The 26454-nt window shown below is 48.4% G+C and carries 22 protein-coding genes and 4 pseudogenes; 23 read left to right on the forward strand and 3 right to left on the reverse strand.

The annotated features are described in order from the left end of the window. Nucleotides 1-298 precede the first annotated feature (298 nt). The 3 genes from DWX76_RS14620 to DWX76_RS12660 all read left to right on the forward strand — a co-directional run bounded on the left by DWX76_RS14620 (nucleotide 299) and on the right by DWX76_RS12660 (nucleotide 1992). Nucleotides 299-460: a hypothetical protein gene (locus DWX76_RS14620; protein ID WP_243022576.1), complete on the forward strand. Its 162-nt coding sequence runs from the start codon at nucleotides 299-301 to the stop codon at nucleotides 458-460. Nucleotides 461-608: 148 nt separating this feature from the next. After that, nucleotides 609-1625, forward strand: a complete 1017-nt coding sequence (locus DWX76_RS12655) for an IS200/IS605 family accessory protein TnpB-related protein (RefSeq protein WP_243022577.1) — start codon at nucleotides 609-611, stop codon at nucleotides 1623-1625. 157 nt (nucleotides 1626-1782) lie between these two features. After that, complete coding sequence (locus DWX76_RS12660) at nucleotides 1783-1992, forward strand: type I restriction-modification enzyme R subunit C-terminal domain-containing protein (RefSeq protein ID WP_267895288.1); 210 nt, start codon at nucleotides 1783-1785, stop codon at nucleotides 1990-1992. A gap of 104 nt (nucleotides 1993-2096) precedes the next feature. Here the strand turns inward: DWX76_RS12660 and DWX76_RS12665 are convergent, their stop codons facing one another. Next, nucleotides 2097-2294, reverse strand: a complete 198-nt coding sequence (locus DWX76_RS12665) for a hypothetical protein (RefSeq protein WP_022359311.1) — start codon at nucleotides 2292-2294, stop codon at nucleotides 2097-2099. 247 nt (nucleotides 2295-2541) lie between these two features. Between DWX76_RS12665 and DWX76_RS12670 the strand changes: the two genes are divergently transcribed. Further along, entirely contained in the window at nucleotides 2542-3834 is a 1293-nt protein-coding gene (locus DWX76_RS12670) for an N-acetylmuramoyl-L-alanine amidase family protein (protein WP_118570811.1), read from the forward strand. A gap of 90 nt (nucleotides 3835-3924) precedes the next feature. Here DWX76_RS12670 and abc-f read toward each other — a convergent pair. Beyond that, a pseudogene (gene abc-f, locus DWX76_RS12675) lies at nucleotides 3925-5984 on the reverse strand (ribosomal protection-like ABC-F family protein). A 271-nt stretch (nucleotides 5985-6255) separates the two neighbouring features. On the opposite strand from abc-f, the gene DWX76_RS12680 reads away from it, so the two are divergent. From DWX76_RS12680 to DWX76_RS12705, 6 genes are all read left to right on the forward strand, one after another. Continuing rightward, nucleotides 6256-6951 (forward strand): redox-sensing transcriptional repressor Rex, encoded by a 696-nt coding sequence (locus DWX76_RS12680; protein WP_117795191.1) that lies wholly within the window; start codon nucleotides 6256-6258, stop codon nucleotides 6949-6951. Then, on the forward strand, nucleotides 6948-7316 hold the full coding sequence (gene acpS, locus DWX76_RS12685; protein ID WP_117795193.1) for a holo-ACP synthase: 369 nt from the start codon (nucleotides 6948-6950) through the stop codon (nucleotides 7314-7316). The genes DWX76_RS12680 and acpS overlap by 4 nt, the downstream gene beginning before the upstream one ends. Beyond that, nucleotides 7307-8827 carry an NAD(P)H-hydrate dehydratase gene (locus tag DWX76_RS12690; RefSeq protein WP_333489864.1) on the forward strand — a complete coding sequence of 507 codons (1521 nt, stop codon included), beginning with the start codon at nucleotides 7307-7309 and terminating at the stop codon, nucleotides 8825-8827. The genes acpS and DWX76_RS12690 overlap by 10 nt, the downstream gene beginning before the upstream one ends. 22 nt (nucleotides 8828-8849) lie before the next feature. After that, on the forward strand, nucleotides 8850-10055 hold the full coding sequence (alr, locus tag DWX76_RS12695) for an alanine racemase (protein WP_227589711.1): 1206 nt from the start codon (nucleotides 8850-8852) through the stop codon (nucleotides 10053-10055). A gap of 214 nt (nucleotides 10056-10269) precedes the next feature. Continuing rightward, the gene (locus DWX76_RS12700; RefSeq protein WP_106999700.1) at nucleotides 10270-10617 is read left to right on the forward strand and encodes a type II toxin-antitoxin system PemK/MazF family toxin; all 348 of its coding nucleotides are present in this window, start codon (nucleotides 10270-10272) and stop codon (nucleotides 10615-10617) included. A gap of 143 nt (nucleotides 10618-10760) precedes the next feature. Then, nucleotides 10761-11489: a YebC/PmpR family DNA-binding transcriptional regulator gene (locus DWX76_RS12705; RefSeq protein WP_022360132.1), complete on the forward strand. Its 729-nt coding sequence runs from the start codon at nucleotides 10761-10763 to the stop codon at nucleotides 11487-11489. A gap of 264 nt (nucleotides 11490-11753) precedes the next feature. Here DWX76_RS12705 and DWX76_RS12710 read toward each other — a convergent pair whose 3' ends face one another. Further along, nucleotides 11754-13217 (reverse strand): nicotinate phosphoribosyltransferase, encoded by a 1464-nt coding sequence (locus DWX76_RS12710; protein WP_106999701.1) that lies wholly within the window; start codon nucleotides 13215-13217, stop codon nucleotides 11754-11756. Between the two features lie 609 nt (nucleotides 13218-13826). Between DWX76_RS12710 and ileS the strand changes: the two are divergent. The 13 genes and pseudogenes from ileS to DWX76_RS12770 all read left to right on the forward strand — a co-directional run. Then, nucleotides 13827-17013: pseudogene (ileS, locus tag DWX76_RS12715) on the forward strand (isoleucine--tRNA ligase). A gap of 46 nt (nucleotides 17014-17059) precedes the next feature. Further along, nucleotides 17060-17359, forward strand: a complete 300-nt coding sequence (locus DWX76_RS14630) for a hypothetical protein (protein ID WP_243022578.1) — start codon at nucleotides 17060-17062, stop codon at nucleotides 17357-17359. A gap of 4 nt (nucleotides 17360-17363) precedes the next feature. After that, on the forward strand, nucleotides 17364-19526 hold the full coding sequence (locus tag DWX76_RS12720) for a glycogen/starch/alpha-glucan phosphorylase (RefSeq protein ID WP_243022579.1): 2163 nt from the start codon (nucleotides 17364-17366) through the stop codon (nucleotides 19524-19526). Nucleotides 19527-19552: 26 nt separating this feature from the next. Beyond that, complete coding sequence (locus tag DWX76_RS12725) at nucleotides 19553-20077, forward strand: hypothetical protein (protein WP_118472915.1); 525 nt, start codon at nucleotides 19553-19555, stop codon at nucleotides 20075-20077. A 214-nt stretch (nucleotides 20078-20291) separates the two neighbouring features. Next, entirely contained in the window at nucleotides 20292-21284 is a 993-nt protein-coding gene (locus tag DWX76_RS12730; protein WP_118570812.1) for a SpoIID/LytB domain-containing protein, read from the forward strand. Nucleotides 21285-21324: 40 nt separating this feature from the next. Further along, complete coding sequence (locus tag DWX76_RS12735) at nucleotides 21325-22092, forward strand: M23 family metallopeptidase (protein ID WP_118570813.1); 768 nt, start codon at nucleotides 21325-21327, stop codon at nucleotides 22090-22092. A gap of 310 nt (nucleotides 22093-22402) precedes the next feature. Then, nucleotides 22403-22993, forward strand: a complete 591-nt coding sequence (locus tag DWX76_RS12740) for a lactate utilization protein (RefSeq protein ID WP_118467519.1) — start codon at nucleotides 22403-22405, stop codon at nucleotides 22991-22993. 204 nt (nucleotides 22994-23197) lie between these two features. Continuing rightward, complete coding sequence (locus DWX76_RS12745; RefSeq protein WP_022360124.1) at nucleotides 23198-23593, forward strand: CBS domain-containing protein; 396 nt, start codon at nucleotides 23198-23200, stop codon at nucleotides 23591-23593. A 92-nt stretch (nucleotides 23594-23685) separates the two neighbouring features. Continuing rightward, entirely contained in the window at nucleotides 23686-24084 is a 399-nt protein-coding gene (locus DWX76_RS12750) for a spore coat associated protein CotJA (protein ID WP_243022580.1), read from the forward strand. A gap of 53 nt (nucleotides 24085-24137) precedes the next feature. Further along, nucleotides 24138-24337 (forward strand): annotated as a pseudogene (locus DWX76_RS12755) (spore coat protein CotJB). Between the two features lie 3 nt (nucleotides 24338-24340). Next, nucleotides 24341-24952: a manganese catalase family protein gene (locus DWX76_RS12760; RefSeq protein WP_117795208.1), complete on the forward strand. Its 612-nt coding sequence runs from the start codon at nucleotides 24341-24343 to the stop codon at nucleotides 24950-24952. A 255-nt stretch (nucleotides 24953-25207) separates the two neighbouring features. Then, on the forward strand, nucleotides 25208-25591 hold the full coding sequence (tnpA, locus tag DWX76_RS12765) for an IS200/IS605 family transposase (protein ID WP_118570814.1): 384 nt from the start codon (nucleotides 25208-25210) through the stop codon (nucleotides 25589-25591). Between the two features lie 8 nt (nucleotides 25592-25599). Beyond that, nucleotides 25600-26454: pseudogene (locus DWX76_RS12770) on the forward strand (IS200/IS605 family accessory protein TnpB-related protein); the annotation flags it as partial.

The following is a 26454-nucleotide window of genomic DNA, read 5'->3' on the forward strand; positions in this document are numbered from 1 at the left end:
TATACCATTGCATCCTACATTCTAACAGTTTAAGTAATGAGATGGATAAATCCTTACTGGATGTAAGGGGATTACCCATAAGTATATTGTAGTAGTGATGAGTTAGGTGTGCCAATTATTTTAATAGATACAGAACAAGTGTTTGCCTTGCAAAGAGATGCATGGTATAATATAAATGTAAATATAGTGTATTACCTACGAAAGAAAAATTACTTTCGCAGGAAGAAGAAATGCGTATTTTTTACAGTATCATTTTGCACAGTGTGCGAAATATCGAAAACAGAAAGCAGGGACCTTTATGCAGATTGTATCCAGCTATGGAGTAGAAATTAAAAAAAAAGAATATACCGCTCCGCTCTACGCTGGATATTTTTCGGAAAGCAGTTTCCTATCTGATTCCGGTGTATGCAGAGATCTGGGAAGAACTTTCAGAAATCAAAAATCTACAAAAACGCTTTAATGAGGCGGAACATCTGGTACATGAGACAAAAAAGAATCATGCCAGATTTCCGTTTGACCGTCATTTTCCTAAGATGCCATCTTATCTGAGAAGAGCGGCGATTCAACACGCACTTGGAGCAGTGTCCTCCTATCAATCACGCCTTAGTTTGTGGGAAAAGGGAGAACTGAGGGGGAAACCGAAGCTGGTCTGTGAGAATCATGCGATGCCGGTATTCTATCGGGATGTCATGTATAGGGAAGCAGAACCGGGAGAAGATACGGCTTATTTAAAGCTATTTGATGGGCGTGAGTGGAAGTGGTTTCAGGTGAAATTACTTCATACCGATATGGAATATCTTCGAAAAAAGTGGAGCGGGAAAGAGGCATCTGCCCCAACTTTGGAAAGGAAACATCATAAATATTTCCTTCGGTTTTCATACACAGAGGAAGTAACCTTATCGAAAACAGCTGTAAAAGAGCAGGTGATATGCAGTGTTGATTTGGGAATCAATACGGATGCAGTCTGCAGCATCATGCGGGCAGATGGCACTATCCTGGGACGTAAATTTATAAATTTCCCCAGTGATAAAGACCATTTGTATCATGTACTTGGCAGAATCCGCCGTTTTCAGAGAGAACATTCCTCCAGACAGGTTCAAAGCCGATGGGGTTATGCAAAAAGGCTGAATATGGAACTGTCCCGCAAAATAGCTACGGAGATCACGAAATATGCCGTAGAATATCAGGCAGATGTAATTGTTTTTGAGTATCTGGAAATGCAGGGAAAAATATCCGGAAAAAAGAAGCAAAAACTTCATTTATGGAGAAAGCGGGATATTCAGAAGCTATGTGAACATCAGGCACATCGGAACAGGATTCGTGTGTCCAGAGTTAGTGCCCGGAACACCAGCAGGCTGGCCTGTGACGGAAGTGGAGCGGTAGTAAGAAATCCGGAGAACCATAGCCTATGTATCTTCCAGACAGGAAAGCAGTATAACTGTGATTTGTCAGCAACTTATAATATCGGGGCGAGATATTTTATACGGGAACTTTTAAAACCCTTGCCGGAAACGGAAAGGTCTTCACTGGAGGCAAAAGTACCTGCAGTGAAGCGTAGAACCTCCTGCGTTTATGCAGATTTGAGAAAGCTTTATGTAGAAGTAAATAACTTAAAAGCGGCATAAATACAGGCAGATATACAGCGGACTACCTGTAATGTGGAAACCAGCCGTATCCGGCGTGGAAAAAGTGCGTATCCGCACGAATTCTAAGTTACTGGCGTATCCGCCGATATTTAGTCTTGCCGTTTAAAACGGCCGAGAAGCATGTGACTTTAGCCATGTGAGGTTCACCCAACGGCAGATCAATTTTGTTCATAAGATTATTAATCATATGGAGCAGAATGGGTATATGGAGAATGTGGCTGTTTTGCAGAAGCCTCCGTTTGATAAGCCAATTAGTTTTTTAAAGTTGTTTGATGTGAGAACGAGAACAGCGCTTATGAAAGCGATTAATGATGTCCGGGAGAATGCGGTTACAGTGGCGGGATGATGAAAAAATGACAGGAGACTGCGGAGGCAGTCAGTATAGAAGAATGAAAGAAGCGAACGACTGCGTATTGTGTTAGAAATAGACAGTCGTTTGCTTTTTGAACGTTATTTTTTCTTTTTAAAATATCGCAGTGCCACCGCATACCCATAGAGCACCGCCGGTATAACGATCGTGCAGAACAGCGATGCCAGTAGCAGATTTTCTGCCAGTGGACTGTCCATCAGGGCGAAGATGATGGAAGAGACGTAGAGGGCGATTAGGATAACAGCACCTGTCAGCGCCAAAATGCGTTTTGATTTCATATATGGTATCCTTTCTAATTTTATAACTCTATAAAAAAGAGTGATTGGAATTTGTAATCATTTTTATATTGTTTCAAAGGCAGATTGGATATTGCCGTTTTTGATGAACTGTCTTTTATTTTATTATTATAAAGGATGTAAGAATTTTTTTCTATACTTTTCATTTGCGGTGCGGTAAAATAAGAAGAGATGTGGCAACTGTTCACAGTTTTTTGCTTAATTATGAACAAGAAAGGGGAGGCACACGATGAATTGGAAGAAAAAATTTATGTGGGCAGCATCCTTTTTAGTATCCCTGTTTGTTTGTGGGACAGCGCTGGCGGCAGGTAACGATGCGTCTGCGGACACCCCGGCGCAGGGCAAGGAAGAAAATCAGGTTTACAGGTTCGGCACCGAAAATAATGCCAATGATATAACGGAGACAAAGACATCGGCGGCAGAAAGTGGCGCGGCTGGTTTTGAAAATAAAGAAATGTATCTGTATGAGGGCGAGTGGGTCGGAGACGGCGAGGACTGGCAGTACCGCCTGACGGATGGCAGCTTTTTGAAAGCGTCCTGGCTGAAATCAAATGGTCACTGGTATTATCTGGGAAAAAGCAGCTATATGCAGCGGGGACTCCGGAAAATCGGCACAAACCGTTATTATTTCGCCGAGAGCGGCGCGATGATGACTGGCTGGATTTATGAGGAAGAGACAGATCAGTGGTATCATGCAAACGAGGATGGGGCACTGACGACCGGCTGGTATCAGGCAGGAAATGCCTGGTATTGGTTTGATTCCAAATGTGTTATGTTCAGCGGCGGAAACCGGATGGTAAACGGGCATAAATATTATTTCTTTGACAATGGTCAGATGGCGGCGGATCAGTACGTGGAACTCAACTACTACGATGCAAATGGACTGCGCGACCGGACGCATGATGTGCGTTTGATGGGAAAACGGCGTCCGTCGGACAGTGAAAAAGAACAGATTACGAAAGAACTGGCAGGCGTGCCAAGAGAGTGGATCAAACGATTTGCAGAATCAGGCTGGGAGCTGATGTACTACACAGACAAGGCATACTTCTCAGCGCCGAAAACAGAGCAGGGTATCTATTTTGTCAATTATGATACAGATGTGCATTACAAGAAAATCAAATTTTCTAAACCGCAGGGACTTGCGATGGCATTCGGCGAGTTCGCTGCGTCGGAACTAAGCGACGAAGAAACCTCACGTGCCCTGACGGATTTCGAGCGATATCTGGCTGGCAGTGGACTGGTGCAGCCGCTTCCATCCTACTTTGACGATAAGCCAGAGATGCAGTTCGGCAGCTTTTTCGCCGCCTGCTGTGACAAAGATGTCCGAGCTGACATCCGAAAAAACAGTCCGGAATTATACAAATATGTCGTAAAGTTAGGATTCTGGCAGGAAGGACAAAAACCAGACGAAGCCGAAGGGGTCGAGATGAACTCTGATCCGGAATTTGCCGGAAATGGAGCCGGACCGGCTGGGGATGAATCTTTAAAGGCTAAGAGTGGTCCGGCATCGGAAGTGCCGTAAGAAAACGTGGTGGCAGCAGGAATTTGCCGTATGTAAATGCAAAGCCGCGGCAAATTCCGTTACTGGGCACGTATGCGTGAACAGTAACCTCTACTCCGCCAATTCCTCCCACTTCTCATACAATCCCTCTAACTTTGCATTCAGTTCTTCCTTCTCTTTATTCAGTTCCATCAAACGCGGAACATCGGAAAAGACAGTCTCATCGCAGAGAAGCGCATCGATCTCCTGATCGCGGGTTTCAAGGGTGTGGATTTCTTCCTCGACGCGTTTCAATTCATTCTGTTTCTTACGAAGCCGCGTCTGTTCTTCCTTCTGCTGCTTCCAGTCCAATTTGCCGGAGGAAGCGCTGGCTGCCGCCTGAACTGCAGCGGTCACGGCAGAAGCAGACGAAGCAGCAGAGGTACCAGTGCCATTTCCAGAAAGAGCAGTCGGATTTGCGCCTGCCGCAGCGGTCGGATGGCTGGAAGTCCCTGTGTTTCCGGCTCCGGGAGATTTTGCAGAGCGGTTGGCTGCCTGTGCGGCGGAAGCCAGATAGGCTTTCTCCTGCGTCTCCTTCTTTTCCAGATAATAATCGTAGTTTCCAATATAATTAATCAGTGTTCCCATCGTCAGATCAAGAATCCGGGTCGCAGTTTTGTTGATGAAATATCGGTCATGGGAGACGTAGAGAACGGTTCCGGTGTAATGAACCAGCGCGTTTTCCAGAATCTCCTTCGAGGCGATATCCAGATGGTTGGTCGGCTCATCGAGGATCAGGAAGTTCGCCTCCGAGAGCATCAGCTTCGCCAGGGAAACACGTCCGCGTTCGCCGCCGCTCAGATCGCGGATGCGCTTAAAGACATCGTCGCCGGTGAAGAGAAATGCCGCCAGCACATTTCGGATCTGCGTGTTATTCATATCCGGGTAGGTGTCCTGCAGCTCGTCAAAGAGCGTCTTGTCCATGTGCAGAACCTGGTGTTCCTGATCGTAGTAACCGATATGCACCTTGGAACCTAACCGGATCTCGCCGTTGTCCGGGGTCAGAAGACCGTTGATCATCTTGAGAATTGTGGTCTTGCCGGTTCCGTTGTTGCCGATGATGGCGATGCGCTCGCCGCGTTTTATCTCAAAGTTCAGATCCGTGAAGAGTGTCATGCCGTCGAAACTCTTGGCAAGCTCACGGACGGAGAGAACGTCATTTCCGCTGGTGACGCACGGTTCCAGCGTAATGTGCATCGCGTCGTTGATTTCGGTCGGTTTTTCCAGAAGATCCATCTTGGAAAGCATTTTTTCACGGCTCTCGGCACGCTTGATGGATTTCTCACGGTTAAAGGATTTGAGTTTGGTGATAACCTCCTCCTGATGGCGGATCTCCTGCTGTTGGTTTAGGTAAGCCTTGAGCACACCGGCGCGGATGATCGCTTTTTTCTCGCTGTAGGCGGTGTAATTGCCCTGGAACGAGGTGGCGATGCCGCCGTCCAGCTCGACGATCTTGGTTACGACGCGATCCAGAAAATAGCGGTCGTGGGCGACGATGATGACCGTCCCGGCGTAGTTCATCAGATAGGTTTCCAGCCACGCGATGGATTCCATGTCGAGGTGGTTGGTCGGCTCGTCCAAAAGGATGATGTCCGGTTTGGAGAGCAGGAGCTTACCGAGGGAGACGCGCGTTTTCTGACCGCCTGAAAGTTCGGAAACCGATTTGGAAAATTCTTCCTCGACAAAGCCGAGTCCCTTTAAGACACCGGTGATCTCGCTCTGCCATGCGTAGCCGTTTAAAAGTTCAAATTCATGGTTTAAGCGGCTGTAAGTGTTGAGCATCGTCTCGAGCTTTTCGCCCTCGGCGTGCTTCATCTGGAGTTCCAGCGTGCGGATCTGCTGTTCCATTTCCAGAATCGGACGTTTGACCTCCAGAAGAGAGTCATAAATGGTGGTCTGGCTATGCAGATCCTGATGCTGTGCCAGGTAACCGAGGGTTTTGCCCTTGGCGATGGTCACGGAGCCTCGTCTGCTGCGAGTTCTCCGACAATTATTTTTAAAAGAGTCGATTTACCGGCTCCGTTGATGCCGACGATGGCGGCTTTTTCGTGATCTTCTACATGAAACGATACGTGTTTGAGGATTTCCTCTGTACCGAATGCTTTTGAAATATTGCTGCAAGATAAAATCATAGATTCCTCCTGTGGTTGTATCCATGTATTTCGGTTAAAAATATACCGTCAATCTCAAATTATAATATAAATAAAGAAGCAATGCAAGAATGAGAACGGTTAATGGCTGTTTCTGGTCAGAAAATTTTGCGAAATACAATGTAAAATCCCTCATATGAAATAAAAAAATTGACAATTATTTATCATATGACTATAATAAATTTATCAGATTGTCCGAGGTTTGCGTAAACCATATGGACAACGTTAGAGGAAAGAAAGGTGGAAGAAAGCCGTGGAACAGAAAGAGATATCTAAAGCGGTCATTTCTAGGCTACCCAGATACTATCGTTACTTGGGCGAATTGCTCGAGGAGGGAGTAGAGAGAATCTCATCGAATGATTTGAGTATCCGCATGAAGGTGACAGCGTCCCAGATTCGTCAGGATCTGAATAATTTCGGCGGATTTGGTCAGCAGGGATATGGTTATAATGTAAAGTATTTATATTCGGAGATTGCCCGGATTCTGGGAATTGACCGTCAGCATAACCTAATTATTATCGGTGCGGGAAATCTGGGTCAGGCGATCGCGAATTATACGAATTTTGAGCGGCGTGGTTTTTTAATCAAAGGTATGTTTGATGTGAATCCGCGTCTGGTCGGTCTGGTAGTCCGTGGAGTGGAGATCCGCGGTATTGAAGATTTGGAGCAGTTTATCAAGGACAATGAAGTGCAGATCGCAGCGCTGACGATTCCGAAGTCGAAAGCGCCGGAGATTGCGGATCGGCTTGTCAAAGCCGGAATCAAGGCGATTTGGAATTTTGCCCATACAGATTTACAGGTTCCAGATGACGTTGTAGTGGAAAATGTCCATCTGTCGGAGAGCCTGATGCGCCTTTCTTACCGCGTATGCAGTATGCAGGATCAGAAAGCGAGAGAAGAAGCGCAGAGAAAGCAGGAAGAGGCAGCTGGTGCCGGAGAAACAAAATGATCGTCGGAATTGGTACGGATCTGATAGAGATAGAGCGAATCAAAAAAGCCTGTGAAAAAGAGGCTTTTTTGGTGCGTGTATATACAGAAGAAGAGCGTCGGCAGGCTGGGGGGAAGGTGTCCCGGCTCGCCGGCGATTTTGCGGTAAAAGAGGCAGTCTCGAAGGTGTTTGGAACAGGCTTTCGGGGCTTTGGACTGCTGGATATAGAAGTGCTCCGGGACGAGCTTGGAAAACCGTGGGTGCGGCTTCACGGGGGAGCGAAGAAACTTGCGGACAGCCTGAAAATCACCCGGATTCACGTGTCGATCACGAATACAGGCAGTCTTGCATCTGCTTACGCAGTCGGAGAGGGGGAATGGAAATGAGACGTCTGGTGACAGGAAAACAGATGAAAGAGATAGATGGATATGCAATCCGGAAAGTGGGGATACCCTCTCTGGTACTGATGGAGCGAGCGGCGCTGGCGGTTGCAGACGAGATGGAAAAACGGTATGGAAAGCTTTCAGGGCAGAGGCTTCTGGTATTTTGCGGAACGGGCAATAACGGTGCGGACGGCGCGGCGCTGGCTAGGATTCTCTTTCTGCGCGGTGCGCTTCCGACGGTACTCACGGTCGGTGACAAGGCGCACTGGACGGGGGAGATGACCTGTCAGGTAGCGATTGACCGGAATCTGGGGATCCCGGTGGAGGCGTTTGAAAATTATGTGCCGGGGCATGTGGAGATCATGGTGGATGCGATCTTTGGCGTGGGTCTTTCCAGAGAGGTCGGCGGTGAATTTGCCGAGGCGATCCGTTTTATGCGGGAGCAGGAGCCAAAGGCGGTAGTTGCGGTTGATATTCCGTCCGGCGTCAGCTCAGAGACGGGGGCGGCGCTTGGCGAGGCAGCTGAGGCGGATCTGACCGTTACTTTCGGCTATGAGAAGCTGGGAATGGTGTTCTATCCGGGACGGAAGCTGTGCGGCGAGATTGTGATTGCCGACATCGGGTTTCCGGCGTATACAAAATATGAAGGGCATACCTATTTTGCCTATGATCCGGAGGATCGGAGCCAGATCCCGAAACGGCGGGCAGACGCCAACAAGGGAACGTATGGAAAAATCCTGATCGCAGCTGGTTCGGAGGGAATGTGCGGCGCAGCGTATTTGAGCGCCCTGGCTGCGTACCGGATGGGCGCAGGACTTGTGAAGATCCTGACCGTCCGGGCAAATGTGCCGATTCTGCAAAATCTTCTTCCGGAGGCGATCCTGACGCCGTATGATCCGGAACAGGCACAGACGGATCCGGCAGGTTTTAAGAGCCTGGTGGAACAGGAGTGCGGCTGGGCGAGCGCGATCGTGCTGGGACCGGGACTGGGAAAGGAAGCCCATGTCGCAAGTCTGGTGCAGAACGTGCTGCTTTCCGCCTATGTGCCGATCATTGTGGATGCGGATGGATTAAATGCTGTCGCACAGCATCCGCATTTGTCCGGGTATTTTACGGAAAATGTGATCGTTACTCCGCATCTGGGAGAGATGGCGCGTCTGACGGGACGCTCGATTGAGGATCTGAAACGGGATTTGGTCGAGTCAGCGGTGCGGTATGGCGAAGAAAAAGGCGTGACCTGCGTGCTCAAGGATGCCGTGACGGTGACGGCGGGGCGCGATGGCAATGTGTATATCGGCGACAGCGGCTGCGCCGCGATGGCAAAGGGCGGTTCCGGCGATGTGCTGACCGGTGTGATTGCCGGGCTTCTGGCGCTGGGATTTTCAGAGGATGAAGCGGCGGCGCTCGGCGTGTTCCTGCACGGAAGGGCTGGGGCGGCAGCTGCCTGTAAAAAGGGAGAGCATTCCGTGCTGGCAAGAGATATCGCGGACTGTCTGCTTGAAAAGATAGATTGAAAATAAAAAGGAAGACAAAAAGATGGAAAAAGCATATACAATGGCAGAAGAACCATATACCCGGATTTATGCGCGGATTGACCTGGATGCGATTGTGAAAAATATGGAGGCGATGCGCGAAAATCTTCCGGCAAAAACGAAGATGATCGGCGTGGTTAAGACGGATGGTTACGGTCACGGGGCTGTCCCGGTGGCGAAGACGATCGCGCCGTTTGTCTGGGGCTATGCGGTGGCAACCTTGGAGGAAGGACAGAACCTGCGCCGCCACGGCATTGACAAACCGATTCTGGTGCTTGGCAGCACGCACCCGCGGCATTTTGCGGAATTGATTGAGGACGATATCCGTCCAGCGATCTTTGAGGAAGATAAGGCAGAGCTGCTCTCAAAACTTGCGGTTTCGATGGGAAAGACGGCGAAAATGCATATTGCGCTCGATACCGGCATGGGACGAATCGGATTTCACCCGGATGAAAATAGCCTGAAAGAGATAGAGCGGATTGCAAAGCTTCCGGGCATTGAGATCGAGGGAATGTTTACACATTTTGCGCGTGCTGACGAGGCGGATAAGGCATTTACCCATTTACAGTATGAGCGGTACCAGAAATTCCATGAAGGTCTGGAAAATGCAGGCGTTCATATTCCGATGTGCCACTGTGCGAACAGCGCGGCGATCATGGAACTGCCGCGGATGGGACTGGATGCGGCGAGAGCCGGTATCACGGTATATGGTCTGTATCCGTCGGATGAGGTAGAGCGGAACATGAAGATTTACCCGGCGATGGAGATCCGCAGCTTTATTACCTATGTTAAGGAAGTAGAGCCGGGCACGCCGATCAGCTACGGCGGAACCTTTGTGACGGACCGTCCGATGCGGATCGCGACGATTGGCGCCGGATACGGCGATGGCTATCCGAGAAATCTCTCTGGAAAGGGTTATGTCCTGATTCATGGACACCGCGCACCGATTCTGGGACGCGTCTGCATGGATCAGTGCATGATCGATGTGACCGATATCCCGGAGGCTGCTGAGGACACGCGGGTAACGCTGGTCGGACGCGACGGGGACGACGAGATCACGATGGAAGAGCTGGCGGAATGGAGTGGCGGTTTCCACTATGAGATCCCATGCGTGCTTGGAAAACGTGTGCCGCGCGTGTACGTGAGAGGTGGAAAGATCGTCGGGAAAAAGGATTATAATGATGATCGGTATGAGGATTTTATGGAGTAAAGCCGGTGTTTGAACCATTTAGAAAAAGGATTCATAAGATAAAGTAGATAGCTTCGGCAAAGCGGGAACCTGGACTGCCGGATGCATTTATGGGACGACCCGCGTATAGGCGGTGTAAATCTGTCCATACTAACGGTATAAACGGACTGTGGAGCTGTGAAAGTACAAAGCAGTTATTTATATCTTAAAATAGTTTGGACGGAGTGTGAATCGAGTGATTATCAGACGAGGAGATATTTATTACGCAGATTTAAGACCGGTCATCGGCTCAGAGCAGGGCGGCGTCCGCCCGGTGCTGGTCATCCAGAATGATATCGGCAACAAGCACAGCCCGACCGTGATCTGCGCGGCGATCACATCAAAGATGAACAAAGCCAAGCTGCCGACGCATGTGGAATTAAACACGCGCCGCTGTGCGATGGTGAGGGATTCGGTCATTTTACTGGAACAACTCCGCACGATCGATAAGCAGCGGCTGAAAGAGAAAATCTGTCATATCGACGGGGCGCTTTTACAGGAGGTGGACCGTGCGCTGAAGGTCAGTCTGGAACTGGATACATAAAATCAGCCGCGAACCCCTTGTCAAGCATACAGAATGGTGTTAAAATAGTTAAGATGCAGCTTTTTAGTGCCGAAATCGGCGTGATATAAAAGCTGATGAGCGAAAAGATACAACAAAGAAGATAGAAAGAGGAGTGTTATTTTATGTCAGGACATTCAAAGTTCGCCAATATTAAGCACAAAAAAGAGAGAAACGACGCAGCAAAGGGAAAAATCTTTACCGTTATCGGTCGTGAGATTGCCGTAGCTGTTAAGGAAGGTGGTTCGGATCCGGCAAACAACAGCCGTCTGCGTGATGTGATTGCAAAAGCAAAAGCGAACAATATGCCGAACGATACCATCGATCGTGGTATCAAGAAAGCAGCCGGAGATGCAAACTCTGTCAATTACGAGAATCTTACATACGAGGGATATGGTCCGAATGGCGTCGCTATCATCGTAGATACCCTGACCGACAACAAGAACCGTACCGCAGCGAATGTCCGCAGCGCATTTACCAAGGGCGGCGGAAACGTAGGTACTCCGGGCAGCGTGTCCTTCATGTTTGATAAAAAAGGTCAGATCATCATCGACAAAGAAGAGTGCGAGATGGATCCGGATGAGCTGATGATGCTTGCACTGGATGCAGGAGCTGAGGATTTCTCCGAGGAGGAGGACAGCTACGAAGTGATCACCGCACCGGAAGATTTCTCCGCAGTCCGCGAGGCGCTGGAGAAGGCTGGCGTTCCGATGATGGAAGCAGACGTTACCATGATTCCGCAGAACTGGGTAGAGCTTACCGATGAGGAATCCATCAAAAAGATGCAGAGAATCCTGGATCTTCTGGATGAGGATGATGACGTACAGGCTACTTACCATAACTGGGATGAGTAATTGATATCATATTTGATATAGATTTAAAAAAATAAAGATACGATTCATATAAAAACTGTCGCTGGAATACAATGGCGGGCTGGACTTTTCAAAGAAGAGGGCTGGCAGCCGGATGTATTTGGCGGCAGTTTTTGTGTAATAGGAATTTCCTTGGAGACACATTCGTTTTTATTTTGCAAATTTTATGGAAGCGTTAAAGCAAAAAATACCATGTCCGGCAGCAATAAACTTGCCTGAACATGGTATTTACGCGTATTTTATCTACTAGTTGCTTGTATAATGATAGCTGTCTAACAGCTGTGCCTTCATATGCCACAGCTCGTTGGAGAGATCCACATGAATCTCATGCGGGTTTACCAGACGGCGGGACTCATCCCACAGCGTCTCTTGTTCTTTCTTGCAGTATTCGCGGATGTCCATAACCTTTGGAGACTCGTAAACGCATTCGCCGTTTTTGAAGATTGGAACGAGAAGTTCGCGCATGGTGTAGGTGCCCGGCGCGAGGTGTGTCTTTTTCCATGTCTCGATCGGATCGAAGAGCAGAAGGGAATTCTTCTCATCGAACTCTTCATCCACGAGACAGATCAGATCTGCGATAATCTTGCCAGTCTCCTTGTCATAGATTCGCTGGATGGTCTTGTTGCCCGGATTGGTAACCTTTTCTGTATTTTCCGAAAGCTTGATCTTCGGGATAAATTTGCCTGTATGACGGTCCATGATGGCAGCCAGCTTATAAACGCCGCCGAAGGAAGGGCAGTCCTTGGAGGTGATGAGGTTTGTGCCGACACCCCAGGACGTGATGGCAGCGCCCTGAATCTTCAGGCTGTCGATCAGGTATTCATCCAGATCGTTGGAGGCGGAGATGACTGCATCCGGGAATCCGGCGTCATCCAGCATCTTGCGGGCTTTCTTGGAAATATATGCAAGGTCGCCGCTGTCGAGGCGGATGCCGTAGAAAGTCAGCGGGATACCGGCGTCGCGCATCTCCTGGAAGACGCGGATCGCGTTCGGAACACCGGAACCCAGGGTATCATAGGTATCGGCTAACAGGATGCAGGCACTCGGATAGAGTTTTGCATAAGCGCGGAACGCAGTCAGCTCATCCGGGAAACTCATGATCCAGCTGTGTGCGTGGGTTCCCTTGACCGGAACGTCAAATAGTTTTCCGGCCAGTACATTGGAAGTGCCGATACAGCCGGCGATCATGGCAGCGCGGGCGCCATAGGTACCGGCGTCAGCACCCTGCGCGCGGCGAAGCCCAAACTCCATGATTCCGTCCCCGCGTGCGGCGAAGACGATACGGGATGTTTTGGTCGCGATCAGGCTCTGGTGGTTGATGATATTTAAGATGGCAGTCTCAACCAGCTGTGCTTCCATGATCGGTGCGATGACCTTGACGAGAGGCTCACGCGGGAAGACAACGGTGCCTTCCGGGATTGCGTAAATGTCACCCGAAAATTTGAAATTGTGAAGATATTCGAGGAAATCTTCATCAAAAATGCCGAGTCCGCGTAAGTATTCGATGTCGGCATCATCGAAGTGAAGATTTTTCACATAGTCAATGACCTGCTCTAAGCCGGCGCAGATGGAAAACGCATTTCCATCCGGGTTTGTGCGGTAGAACGCATCAAAAATGACGGTTTCGTTGGCATCTTTCTCCCGGAAATAGCCCTGCATCATCGTCAGTTCATACAGGTCGGTCAATAGGGTAAGGTTTCTTGGCTCCATAATATTCTCCTTTGTTGCGAAAGACGGCTGCGGGCACGTCCTTCTTTTTATATATAGTATACTTCATTGTTTATATTTGCAATGAATGTCTGTGTCTGTTTTTTAAAGTAAATACAGACATATTTATATACTATACCATAAAATCAGGGGAATGGCAAAATAATGATAATTTTATAACATGTGAATCATATCCGAAACATTCCTTGACAACCATCTGGAAAAAAGATACAATGTCCATGTTAGTGATTTGATTACTAATTATGATAGGAAAAGCAATGATGGAGACAGTAGCGCCGCACGGAAAGCGGGAGCGAGGCAGGGACGGTGAGAGCCTGCTGTGAGTAAGGTGGATGTGAAGATCACTCCGGAGCTTCGGGCTGAACCATTTTTGGAAGTCTGAGCGTCGTTTCTGACAGCGCCCGGAAGGAAAATTCAGTAAGTACCGACGGTTTCCTCCGTTATAGGGAGCGCATATAAAGGTATGCAGTAATAGGTGGTTAAAAGCAAGTGGGCCCTTGTCCTGTTACAGGATGGGTCCATTTTTATTTCATAGAAAAAGACATTCTATGAAATAAAAACTTTATTTCATATTTTTAGGAGGAATTTATCATGTACAACAAAGTTCCGGCAAACATGAATTTCGTGGAACGTGAAAAGAACATTGAGAAGTTCTGGGAAGATGAGCAGATTTTTAAGAAGAGTATCGACAGCCGTAAGCAGGGACCGACCTATACATTCTATGACGGACCGCCTACCGCAAACGGCAAGCCGCACATCGGACACGTGCTGACCCGTGTTATCAAGGATATGATTCCGAGATACCGCGCGATGAAGGGCTACATGGTTCCGAGAAAGGCTGGATGGGATACCCACGGTCTTCCGGTTGAGCTGGAAGTAGAGAAGATGCTGGGACTGGACGGCAAGGAGCAGATTGAGCAGTATGGTCTGGAGCCGTTCATCGAGCACTGTAAAGAGAGTGTCTGGAAATACAAAGGAATGTGGGAAAAATTCTCCAACACCGTTGGTTTCTGGGCAGACATGGAGCATCCGTATGTTACCTACCACAACAGCTTCATTGAGTCTGAGTGGTGGGCATTAAAAGAAATCTGGAACAAGGGACTTCTTTATAAGGGCTTCAAGATCGTACCGTACTGCCCGCGCTGCGGCACCCCGCTGTCCAGCCATGAGGTGGCACAGGGATATAAGGACGTCAAAGAGCGTTCTGCGATTGCTAAATTCCCGGTAAAGGGCGAAGATGCATACATTCTTGCATGGACGACCACCCCGTGGACACTTCCGTCCAACGTGGCGCTCTGTGTAAATCCGGACGAGACATATGTAAAGGTAAAAATGAAAGAGGATGGCACGGTTTATTATATGGCGCAGGCGCTGTGTGATACCGTTCTGGGCGAGGGCACTTACGATGTCCTGGAAACCTTTGTCGGAAAAGATCTGGAATATAAAGAGTATGAGCCATTATTTGACTATGCCGTAGCAACCTGTGAAAAACAGCATAAGAAAGCATTCTACATTGTCTGCGATAATTATGTAACACTGACCGATGGTACCGGTGTCGTACACATCGCGCCGGCATTTGGTGAGGATGACTCCAAGGTCGGTAGAAAATATGACCTTCCGTTCGTACAGTTGGTAGACGGCAAGGGCGAGATGACGAAGGAGACTCCGTGGGCTGGTATGTTCTGCAAGAAAGCCGATCCGGAGGTTCTGAAAGCATTAAGAGAAAGCGGACTTCTGTTCTCTGCACCGGTATTTGAGCATAGCTACCCGCACTGCTGGCGCTGCGATACACCACTTATCTACTATGCACGTGAATCCTGGTTCATCAAGATGACCGCAGTCAAGGATGACCTGATCCGCAACAACAACACGATCAACTGGATTCCGGAGAGCATCGGTAAAGGGCGTTTCGGCGACTGGCTGGAGAATGTCCAGGACTGGGGCGTGAGCCGTAACCGTTACTGGGGTACTCCATTAAATATCTGGGAGTGCGAGTGCGGCTGCCAGCACGCGATCGGAAGCCAGGCAGAATTAAAATCTATGAGCCCGAACTACACGGACGTTGTGAAAAAATATGCAAAAGAGATGGATCAGGAGGCAAATGGAGAGGTTGAGCTTCACCGCCCATTCATCGATGATGTGACGATCACCTGCCGAAGTGCGGCAAACAGATGCACCGTGTACCGGAGGTTATCGACTGCTGGTTTGATTCCGGTTCCATGCCATTTGCACAGCATCATTATCCATTTGAAAATAAAGAACTGTTTGAGCAGCAGTTCCCGGCAGATTTCATCTCCGAGGCGGTTGATCAGACGCGTGGATGGTTCTACTCCCTGTTAGCTATCTCGACCCTGATCTTTAACAAAGCGCCGTACAAGAATGTTATCGTTCTGGGGCATGTCCAGGATGAGAACGGACAGAAGATGAGTAAGTCCAAGGGCAACGCGGTTGACCCGTTCGATGCACTGCAGACTTACGGCGCTGACGCGATCCGCTGGTATTTCTACATTAACAGTGCACCGTGGTTGCCGAACCGTTTCCACGGAAAAGCCGTTATCGAGGGACAGAGACGTTTCATGGGTACTCTCTGGAATACCTATGCATTCTTTGTACTCTATGCGAATATTGATAATTTTGACGCAACCAAATATACGCTGGAATACGATAAACTTCCGGTTATGGACAAATGGCTGCTGTCTAAGTTAAACAGCCTCATCAAAGAGGTGGACGACGATCTGGGCAACTATCGCATTCCGGAGGCTGCAAGAGCGCTCCAGGATTTCGTCGATGATATGAGTAACTGGTATGTCAGAAGAAGCCGTGAGCGTTTCTGGGCGAAGGGCATGGAGCAGGATAAGATCAATGCGTACATGACACTCTACACCGCACTGGTAACTGTAGCGAAGGTAGCGGCTCCGATGATTCCGTTCATGACCGAAGACATTTACCAGAATCTGGTTCGCAGTCTGGATAAAGAGGCACCGGAGAGCATCCATCTGTGCGACTTCCCGGTTGCAAATGAGGCGCACATCGACAAGGATCTGGAAGCGAAAATGGAAGAAGTCCTGAAGGTTGTCGTTCTGGGCCGTGCAGCAAGAAATACTGCTAACATCAAGAACCGTCAGCCGATCGGACGTATGTTCGTGAAGGCAGAGACCGCTCTGCCGGAGTTCTATCAGGAAATCATCCAGGATGAGCTGAATGTGAAGAAGGTAGAGTTCACGGATGATGTCCGCGCATTTACCTCCTACAGCTTCAAGCCGCAGCTTCGTACCGTTGGACGCAAGTATGGCAAGTATGTAAACGAGATCAAAGAGATTCTTGCAGGTCTGGACGGAAATCAGGCGATGGATACCTTAAATGAAACCGACCTTTTAGCTTTGAGACGCAGGACGGTACAAAGGTAGAGCTGGCAAAAGAAGATCTTCTGATTGACATGGCACAGGTACCGGGCTTTGTATCTGAGGGTGACAATTTCGTTACCGTTGTTCTGGATACTAATCTGACACCGGAACTCATCGAAGAGGGCTTTGTCCGCGAGATCATCAGTAAGATTCAGACGATGCGTAAGGAAGCCGGTTTTGAGGTAATGAACCATATCAACGTCTTCCAGGACGGAAATGATAAACTTGCAGAAATTTTAAAGAAGCATACAGAGGAAATCAAGAAAGAGGTTCTGGCTGATAATATCCTGATTGGCACCATGAGCGGATACACAAAAGAGTGGGATATCAATGGCGAAAAAGGTATGTTTGGTGTTGAGAAAACGACTGACTGATGTGCCTGGCGGGAAACCGTGATACTACGAATATTAGGAGGACAGGATGCGCGAGATCAGCAAAGAAGAGTTTAAAAAGAGTATTATCGAAAATGTAAAGAACCAGTACCGCAGAACGATCGACGAGGCGACACCGCAGCAGATATTCCAGGCTGTGTCCTATGCGATCAAGGATGTGATTATCGACGACTGGATTGCAACCCAGAAGCAGTTTGACGAGACAGGCGCAAAGAAGGTATATTACCTTTCTATGGAGTTTCTGATGGGACGTGCGCTTGGTAACAATATCATCAACCTGGGCGCGAAAAAAAGCAGTGAAGGAAGCACTGGAAGAGCTGGGTTTTGACTCAATGCGATTGAGGATCAGGAGCGGATCCGCACTTGGAAACGGCGGTCTGGGGCGTCTGGCAGCATGTTTTCTGGATTCCCTGGCAACGCTTGGTTATCCGGCTTACGGCTGCGGCATCCGTTACCATTACGGTATGTTCAAGCAGAAAATTAAAGACGGCTACCAGGTGGAGGTGCCGGATGAGTGGCTGAAAAACGGTTATCCGTTCGAGCTTCGCCGCCCGGAGTATGCGACCGAGGTTAAATTTGGCGGTTATGTCAAGACCGAGTGGGACGGTGAGCGCAACCATTTTGTACAGGAAGGTTATCAGTCTGTTCTGGCAGTTCCGTATGATATGCCGATTGTCGGCTACGGCAACAACGTAGTCAACACCCTGCGTATTTGGGATGCACAGCCGATCGACACGTTCAGCCTTTCTGCATTTGACAAGGGTGATTACCAGAAGGCGGTCGAGCAGGAGAATCTGGCGAAGAACCTGGTTGAGGTCCTTTATCCGAACGACAACCACTATGCGGGTAAAGAGCTGCGTCTTAAACAGCAGTATTTCTTCATTTCTGCCAGCTTACAGGTTGCTCTGAAGAAATTCAAAGAGACAAACGATGATATTCACAAACTGCCGGAGAAGATCGTATTCCAGATGAACGATACGCATCCGACCGTGGCAGTTGCTGAGCTGATGCGCCTGCTCCTGGATCAGGAAGGCTTAAACTGGGATGAGGCGTGGGGTATCACAACAAAATGTTGTGCATACACCAACCACACTATCATGGCAGAGGCGCTGGAAAAATGGCCGATCGAGCTGTTCTCCCGCCTGCTTCCGCGTGTATACCAGATTGTGGAAGAGATCAACCGCCGTTTTCTGATCGAGGTACAGAATAAGTACCCGAATAACTATGAGAAAGTTAAAAAGATGGCGATCATCTTTGACGGTCAGGTCAAGATGGCGCATCTGGCGATCGTAGCCGGATATTCCGTCAACGGTGTGGCAAAACTTCACACTGAGATTCTGAAAAATCAGGAACTGAAAGATTTCTACGAGATGATGCCGGAGAAATTTAACAATAAGACAAATGGTATCACCCAGCGTCGTTTCCTGCTGCATGGCAATCCGCTTCTGGCAGACTGGATCACGGAGCAGATTGGCGACGAGTGGATTACCGATCTTCCGCACCTGGCAAAATTAAAAGTATACGTCGATGATCCGAAATTCCAGCAGGAATTTATGAACATCAAGTACCAGAATAAACTGCGCCTGGCAAAATACATCAAGGAGCACAACGGAATCGACGTTGATCCGCGTTCCATTTTCGATGTACAGGTAAAACGTCTCCATGAGTACAAGAGACAGCTTTTAAATATTCTTCATGTAATGTACCTGTATAACCAGCTCAAAGACAATCCAAACATGGATATGGTTCCGAGAACCTTTATTTTTGGTGCGAAAGCAGCGGCAGGTTACCAGATTGCCAAGAAGACGATCAAACTGATTAACTCCGTAGCAGATGTTATCAACAATGATAAATCCATCAATGGTAAGCTGAAAGTTGTGTTTATCGAAGATTACCGCGTTTCCAACGCAGAACTGATTTTTGCGGCAGCGGATGTCAGCGAGCAGATTTCCACCGCCAGCAAGGAGGCATCCGGTACCGGCAACATGAAGTTCATGCTGAACGGTGCGCTGACGCTGGGCACGATGGATGGTGCGAACGTGGAGATCGTCGAGGAGGTAGGCAAGGAGAACGCATTTATCTTCGGTCTGAGCGCTGACGAGGTTATCAATTATGAGAACAACGGCGGTTACAACCCGGAGGAGATCTTCAACACCGACCAGGATATCCGCCGCGTGCTGATGCAGCTCATCAACGGCTACTATTCACCGCAGGATCCGGAGCTGTTCCGCGATATTTACAATTCTCTGTTAAATACAAAGAACAGTGCCAAGGCAGATACCTACTTCATCCTGAAAGATTTCCGTTCCTATGCGGAAGCACAGAAACGCGTCGAGGCAGCTTACCGTGACGAGAACTGGTGGGCGAGAGCAGCCATGCTCAACACAGCAAGCGCTGGTAAATTCTCCTCTGACCGTACCATCGAGGAGTATGTGCGCGACATCTGGCATCTGGAGAAGATCCGTGTGGACGATGATGATGTAAAGGCACTGTAAAAGGAGTAAAAGAGGGAGGACACACTATGAGAGGATACAGAAAAAGACCGGGGACACAAGGATTTTCGGTTCCTCTTGTGGGTGCTTCCCTCTTTTTTATCATTTCGCTGTTTTTGTTTGCTTCTTATAAAAACAGCGCCTATCAGCAGGCAAAAAAGGAAATCTATTCGCTTTATACGGCGAACCGGGCGTTTGATCTGGATGAGGTGTATCAGGACGGTCTGACGGCGATCTATGCGAAAGAGTATGGAAAGACGGCAACCGAGGCTGGTTGCGAGGCGCTAGAGCAGACGGGGCTTCCGTATGTCCTTTTATTATCGCAGTTTTCCGCACCGGTGGAACGCGTGTATGTGACGAACTGTCAGCTGAGCGAGACGGGGCGGGAGAAGAAGGCGCGGACGTATGACTACACGGTTTCGGTGCGTTTCTGCCTGGAAAAAGGCGATGAGGTGCTGGCACCGGAGAAGACGATGGACTTTCATGGAACTGTGGTGATGAAGAAAAAGGGATGGTTCCGCTGGCTGCTGGATGGTGTGACGCTGGGGGAGTAAAAGAATGATAGAGGGGAAACTGGAAGAGACTGCAAAGGGCGACGGAGGAGAAGCCGGAGCGTAGACTTGTGATATTTTTTGAGTGCCTGTCATAAGATAAGGAAGGCAGAGAAAAGAAGCAGGTTTGTAAGGCATTGAAACCATAAGTTTACTGGTATGGCAAAACAGAAAATGCGTGAGACCGTACTGGAACAGTCAAAACAGGAGAACCGAAATGAAGAAGAGAACTGCCGCCGTACTGGCGGCTTTTTTGATCCCATATATCACAACACTGGCAGTTTCCGGGCGTGTGCAGGGGGCGGATGGAGGAAAAATCAGAGGAAATTCAGATAGAACATCTGGATGGGAAAGTCAGACGGATGGTCGGCAGATCCTTCTGGATCGGGAGGATGGCGTCCGCAACAACGGAACCGGGGATGCTGTCCCACTGGAAGAATATCTGATCGGTCTGACTGCAGTGCAGATTCCGGACGGCTATCCGAAGGAGGCAGTCAAGGCGCAGGCAATTCTGGCGCGGACGGCGCTGTACCGGGAGATGGACGGGGCGGATTCGATCGAGGAATCGGCGTTAGATATGGATTATCTGGAGCCGGAGCAGATCGAGAGCCGGTTTGAGGCGGCTGGAATGCCGGAATATTACCAGACGATCTGTGGGGCAGTGCGGGAGAGCGCAGGACAGACGGCGATCTGGGATGGGGATTATATTGAGCCGCTGTTTCATGCAGTGAGCGCGGGGCGGACGCGCGAAGGGGATGAGGCGCATCCGTATCTGGCGTCGGTTGCGGCAAAGGAGGATGAGGGCGCTGGCGGCTACCTGACGCGGCAGGGCATGACACGGGAAGAACTGAAAAAACGTCTGGAAGAAGGACTGAATGCATTGGGAGAACACCCGGATCTGGAAAATCTGGAAGAAGATCGGATTCTGGAGGAGATTCAGATCGTGAAACGGGACAGCGCCGGTTATGTGGAAACCGTGCAGATTGGGGCGGAGACGTACAGCGGGGACGCGGTGCGCTATGCGTTAGGCGTGCCGTCGCCAGCTTTTTCCCTCGAGGAAGACGGGGACGAAATCCGCTGTGTTACTTATGGGCGCGGGCATGGTTACGGGTTGTCGCAGTACGGGGCGGGACTCATGGCGGAGAATGGGAGCAGCGCGGAAGAAATTTTAAAGCATTATTTTAAAAATATTCAAATCGTTTCTGAATAAAACGATTCACTTCGGCAAGACTAATACCGAGGTGATAAACGTGAAAAATAAAGTAAGACAGTTATTCAGGGACAAACTTGTTCTGGTAATGACAGTGCTTGGTCTGCTGACAATCGTAGCCGCAGCAGGAACCGTAAAAATTCGAAAAGATAATGCGCAGGATGGAAGAAATCCGTATCTGGATGTGCCGCAGACGGAGGGAATCCTGGCGGAAGAGATGCCGCAGAACCGTTTAGAAGAAAACGACGGACAGGCGGAAACACGCGCACAGGTGGCAGGAAGTTCGGATGCCTCGTATTCGGTCAATAACCGGGATGAAGCCGATCAGAAGCCGACGGAGGAGGAAAAAGAGAGCAGTCTGGGAGCCGGAGCAGCTGCCGCACGCGCACTTTCCTACAATGGAACCGATCGCTTAAGCTGGCCGGTCCAGGGCAATGTAATTCTCGATTACAGCATGGATTCGACCATCTATTTTCCGACGCTCGATCAATACAAATGCAATCCGGCGCTCATTATCCAGGGCGATGTGAGTGAGCCGGTCGCCGCACCCGCCGAGGCGCAGGTAACCGAAGTCGGTTCTAATGAGGAGATCGGCAATTATGTTGTGCTGGATCTGGGAAGCGGCTACACGGCGGTCTGTGGACAGCTCAAAGATGTTCAGGTGGCGCAGAAGCAGTATGTGGCAAAAGATACGATACTCGGATATGTGGCAGAGCCGACCAAATACTATTCGATTGAGGGAAATAACGTATATTTCGAGCTGATGCACGACGGAGAACCGGTGGATGCGCTGGACTATCTGGAATGACAGGCTGAAATGCTGTTTATGATACGCCTTGCAGTCTGGTTCTGGCTGTGGCAGAAATTGGAAATGAAGGGATAAGTTTGTGTTTTGTGACAGGTGGTTTTGAAACAGAAAGCTGCTGTATGAAAACATGAAGACAGGGAATTTTGTTGATTTGAAGCAAGGCGGGCAGCTAATTTGCTCTGCCTTGTTTTTCTGCCAATATTTGATATACTATAGGTAAAGTACGAATATTTTCAAAGATCAAAGGCTGTCAATGTAGGTTATAAATAAAAGTTACTATAAATTGAACGATTTAATAAGGAGGACAAAGATGGAACAGGAATTGTTGAAGAATAATTTTGAACGTCACGGATTTAAAACGAGTTTCTTTGATACAAAGGAGGCTGCGTTGGACTATCTGAAAGATCAGATTTCCGGGAAAAAAGTTGCGATAGGCGGAAGCGTGACGGCACAGGAGATGGGACTTTATGAAGCACTTTCCGAGAAAAATGAGGTGATCTGGCACTGGAAAAAGGCAGGGCGCGAGACGCTTATGGAAGCGAGAAGTGCCGAGGTGTACATAACCAGCGCCAATGGTGTTTCCAAAACCGGAGAACTGGTCAATATCGATGGAACCGGAAACCGCGTGTCGCAGACCTTATTCGGACCGGAAAAAGTATATTTTGTCATTGGAAACAATAAAGTCTGTCCGGATTTGACATCTGCGATGGAACGTGCAAAACAGATCGCAGCACCGAAGAACGCAGCCCGTCTGCAGGTCCAGACCCCGTGTGCGAAAACGGGCGTTTGCGTAGACTGCAACAGCCCGGCACGGATTTGCCATTCGATCGTGATCCTGGAGCGTCCGAGCAATGGGATGGAAGTAGAGGTTGTGTTTGTGGATGAGGAGATGGGTTATTAGGAGCGGAATATAGTTACTGGTCACGGGTATGAACAGTACCGATTATAGAAAAATTTGATGGAAAAATAAGGATTTCTTTATATCTTTTTTGGACGGATTTGGTATAATCAAGAAGAACGAAGGCAGATTTGAACGAAAATATACAAAATCTACAGATACGTATGGGGGACGTATGGGGAAAGATGAAAGGAGAACAGGCAAACCATGAATATATTATTTTTTCTGACACCGAAAAGTGAAGTCATTTATGTGAATGAGGAGGACACGGTTGGGCAGGCAATGGATACGATGGAAAAGTACAAGTATTCTGCGGTGCCGATCATCACGAAGGCAGGGCGTTACGCAGGAACATTAACCGAGGGCGACCTGCTGTGGGGACTCAAAAATAAGACAGATCTGGTGCAGAAAGGACTGGAAAAAGTGCGGATCACTGAGATTCCACGCCGTTCCGATAATCAGCCGGTACTTGTCAATGCGGATATGGAAGATCTTCTGGGAAAGATCATGAACCAGAATTTCGTGCCGGTGCTGGATGATCAGAAAAATTTTATCGGTATTATTACCAGAAAAGATGTTATCAGTTACCTTTGTAAAAAATAGTACATAATGATCGCTCTGTTTTTCAGCGGCGATTGCATTTATATATTTCCTGCATAAGATAAAGTATAATTGCTTTTGTAGGAGAATGAAATATGAATGGTTATCAGGATAACTCCAGCCGGAAAAATGCCTGCCGTTCGGGAATGCCTCTTATGTCATGCCCGGTGGCAGGCATTTCTGGCAATCGCTGCATAAATACCGCACCGCCAACCTGTCCGCCGGAAATACCTGGTGCTGGTTCGGTGCATCCTGTTTCGGAAAATGGGGCATTTTGCCCGCAGGGGCCAGAAATCCGACCTGCCCGCCCGTATCCGCAGACAGGAGGAAACAGGCCGCCGCAGACATTTCTGGGAGGCGGAAATTATCCGGTCGGCATGGGATATGTACCGATTCAGTCCTGGCAGCAGCCGTATGCGCTGGAAACCGCATTCAGGCGGGGAACTATTTTTCCGGATCTGGATCTGCCGTTTATGATGGGAGGTGCCTGCTGATGAATGAGACTGCCAGAAAATTGATGAAACGGATTAATGATGCCAGCTTTGCAATGGATGATGTGATTCTCTATCTGGACACCCACCCGGATGACAGGAATGCGCTGAATTATTACCGGTATGTGGTGGCACTTCGGAAAGAAGCTGTTAAAGCGTATGAGCATCGTTTGGACCGCTCACGATCGAGGATGCGGACGATGCATGCACATGGTCCTGGCTTACAGAGCGCTGGCCGTGGGAAGGGGAGGTGTAGCGTATGTGGAGATATGAAAAAAGATTACAATATCCAGTCAATATCAAGACGCCGAATCCGAAGATCGCGCAATATATAATGAGCCAGTATGGTGGTCCTGACGGCGAAATCGGAGCCTCTATGCGCTACCTGTCCCAGCGGTATACGATGCCTTATAAGATGCAGAAAGGACTTCTGACCGACATCGGAACCGAGGAACTCGCCCATATGGAGATGATTGCCGCCATTGTCCAGCAGCTCACGCGCAACCTTACTCCGGCACAGATCGAGTCATCCGGGTTCGGACCATACTATATCGACCACACCACGGCAATCTGGCCGCAGGCAGCAGGCGGAATCCCGTTCAATGCGTGCGAGTTCCAGTCGAAGGGCGATGCGATCACGGATTTATATGAGGATATGGCAGCAGAGCAGAAAGCCCGCACAACTTACGACAATATTCTCCGCGTGGTCAAAGATCCGGAAGTATGCGATCCGATCCGTTTTCTGCGCGAGCGCGAGATTGTACATTTTCAGCGGTTTGGTGAAGCTTTAAGAAATGTACAGGATCACCTGAGCAGTCGTAATTTCTATACGTTTAACCCAGAGTTTGATAAAGTGAAAGCGAAGGGATAAAACAAAAACCTCCGTAAACAATGTCAAATTCATTCTTTACGGAGGTTTTCAAACCAGCACCGAGTACGGATAAATCCTTACTGGATGTAAGGGGATTACCCATAAGTATATTGTAGTAGTGATGAGTTAGGTGTGCCAAATTTTTTATCAAGATACAGAACTAGTGTTTGCTAAATGCGGAGGCATATGGTATAATATAAACATGGAAAAAGATATATTTACTAGAGAAATACACTTTCATATGGTAGAGGATATGTGTATTCTTTGCAATATCATCTTGTCTTGTGCACGAAATATCGAAAACAGGTTCTGAAAAATGGGATAGACGCAGAATGTAAAAAAATGTTGTATGGACTTGCGGAGGAATACAAATTTAAGATTCTGGCGATGGAGGTTATGCCAGATTATATTCATTTACTTCTGGATTGCAAACCACAATTTTTTATATCAGACATGATAAAGATTATGAAGGGGAATCTGGCACGTCAGTTGTTTCTTTCACATCCGGAATTAAAACAGGAGCTATGGGGAGGACATTTGTGGAATCCATCCTATTGTGCAGTCACCGTAAGTGACCGAAGCAGGGATCAGGTAGTGGCATACATTGAGGGACAAAAAGAGAAGGAAAAAAGAAAGTAGGAAACTTTATGCAGATTGTATCCAGCTATGGAGTAGAAATTAAAAAGAAGAATATACCGCTCCGCGCTACGCTGGATATTTTTCGGAAGGCAGTTTCCTATCTGATTCCGGTGTATGCAGAGACCTGGGAAGAACTTTCCGAAATCAGAAATCCACAAAAACGCTTTAATGAAGCGGAACATCTGGTACATGAGACAAAAAAGAATCATGCCAGATTTCTGTTTGACCGTCATTTCCCTAAGATGCCATCTTATCTGAGGAGAGCGGCGATTCAACACGCACTTGGAGCGGTGTCCTCCTATCAGACACGCCTTAGTTTGTGGAAAAAGGGAGAACTGAAGGGAAAACCGAAGCTGGTCTGTGAGAATCATGCGATGCCGGTATTCTATCGGGATGTCATGTATAAGGAAGCAGAACCGGGAGAAGATGTGGCACATTTAAAGCTGTTTGATGGGCGTGAGTGGAAGTGGTTTCAGGTAAAATTACTTTATACCGATATGGAATATCTTCGAAAAAAATGGAGTGGTAAAAAGGCATCTGCCCCAATTTTGGAAAAGAAACATCATAAATATTTCCTTCGGTTTTCATACACAGAGGAAGTAAGCTTATCAAAAACAGATGTAAAAGAGCAGGTGATATGCAGCGTTGATTTAGGGATCAATACGGATGCGGTCTGCAGCATCATGCGTGCAGATGGCACTATCCTGGGACGTAAATTTATAAATTTCTCCAGTGATAAAGACCATTTGTATCATGTGCTTGGCAGAATCCGCCGTTTTCAGAGGGAACATTCCTCCAGACAGGTCCAAAGCCGATGGGATTATGCAAAAAGGCTGAATATGGAGCTGTCCCGCAAAATAGCT

The organism is Clostridium sp. AF21-20LB (assembly GCF_003478795.1).
In the GTDB taxonomy this organism is placed as follows: Bacteria; Bacillota; Clostridia; order Lachnospirales; family Lachnospiraceae; genus Otoolea; species Otoolea fessa.

What these genes read in the sequence shown, in the direction of transcription:
- acpS (WP_117795193.1), top strand. Translation starts at nt 6,948, where the DNA reads ATGATCGTCGGAATTGGTACGGATCTGATAGAGATAGAGCGAATCAAA.
- DWX76_RS12665 (WP_022359311.1), bottom strand. Translation starts at nt 2,294, where the DNA reads ATGAAATCAAAACGCATTTTGGCGCTGACAGGTGCTGTTATCCTAATC.
- DWX76_RS12745 (WP_022360124.1), top strand. Translation starts at nt 23,198, where the DNA reads ATGAATATATTATTTTTTCTGACACCGAAAAGTGAAGTCATTTATGTG.
- DWX76_RS12740 (WP_118467519.1), top strand. Translation starts at nt 22,403, where the DNA reads ATGGAACAGGAATTGTTGAAGAATAATTTTGAACGTCACGGATTTAAA.
- DWX76_RS14630 (WP_243022578.1), top strand. Translation starts at nt 17,060, where the DNA reads ATGCGCGAGATCAGCAAAGAAGAGTTTAAAAAGAGTATTATCGAAAAT.
- DWX76_RS12710 (WP_106999701.1), bottom strand. Translation starts at nt 13,217, where the DNA reads ATGGAGCCAAGAAACCTTACCCTATTGACCGACCTGTATGAACTGACG.
- DWX76_RS14620 (WP_243022576.1), top strand. Translation starts at nt 299, where the DNA reads ATGCAGATTGTATCCAGCTATGGAGTAGAAATTAAAAAAAAAGAATAT.
- DWX76_RS12690 (WP_333489864.1), top strand. Translation starts at nt 7,307, where the DNA reads ATGGAAATGAGACGTCTGGTGACAGGAAAACAGATGAAAGAGATAGAT.
- alr (WP_227589711.1), top strand. Translation starts at nt 8,850, where the DNA reads ATGGAAAAAGCATATACAATGGCAGAAGAACCATATACCCGGATTTAT.
- DWX76_RS12750 (WP_243022580.1), top strand. Translation starts at nt 23,686, where the DNA reads ATGAATGGTTATCAGGATAACTCCAGCCGGAAAAATGCCTGCCGTTCG.
- DWX76_RS12720 (WP_243022579.1), top strand. Translation starts at nt 17,364, where the DNA reads ATGCGATTGAGGATCAGGAGCGGATCCGCACTTGGAAACGGCGGTCTG.
- DWX76_RS12730 (WP_118570812.1), top strand. Translation starts at nt 20,292, where the DNA reads ATGAAGAAGAGAACTGCCGCCGTACTGGCGGCTTTTTTGATCCCATAT.
- DWX76_RS12670 (WP_118570811.1), top strand. Translation starts at nt 2,542, where the DNA reads ATGAATTGGAAGAAAAAATTTATGTGGGCAGCATCCTTTTTAGTATCC.
- DWX76_RS12725 (WP_118472915.1), top strand. Translation starts at nt 19,553, where the DNA reads ATGAGAGGATACAGAAAAAGACCGGGGACACAAGGATTTTCGGTTCCT.
- DWX76_RS12705 (WP_022360132.1), top strand. Translation starts at nt 10,761, where the DNA reads ATGTCAGGACATTCAAAGTTCGCCAATATTAAGCACAAAAAAGAGAGA.
- DWX76_RS12760 (WP_117795208.1), top strand. Translation starts at nt 24,341, where the DNA reads ATGTGGAGATATGAAAAAAGATTACAATATCCAGTCAATATCAAGACG.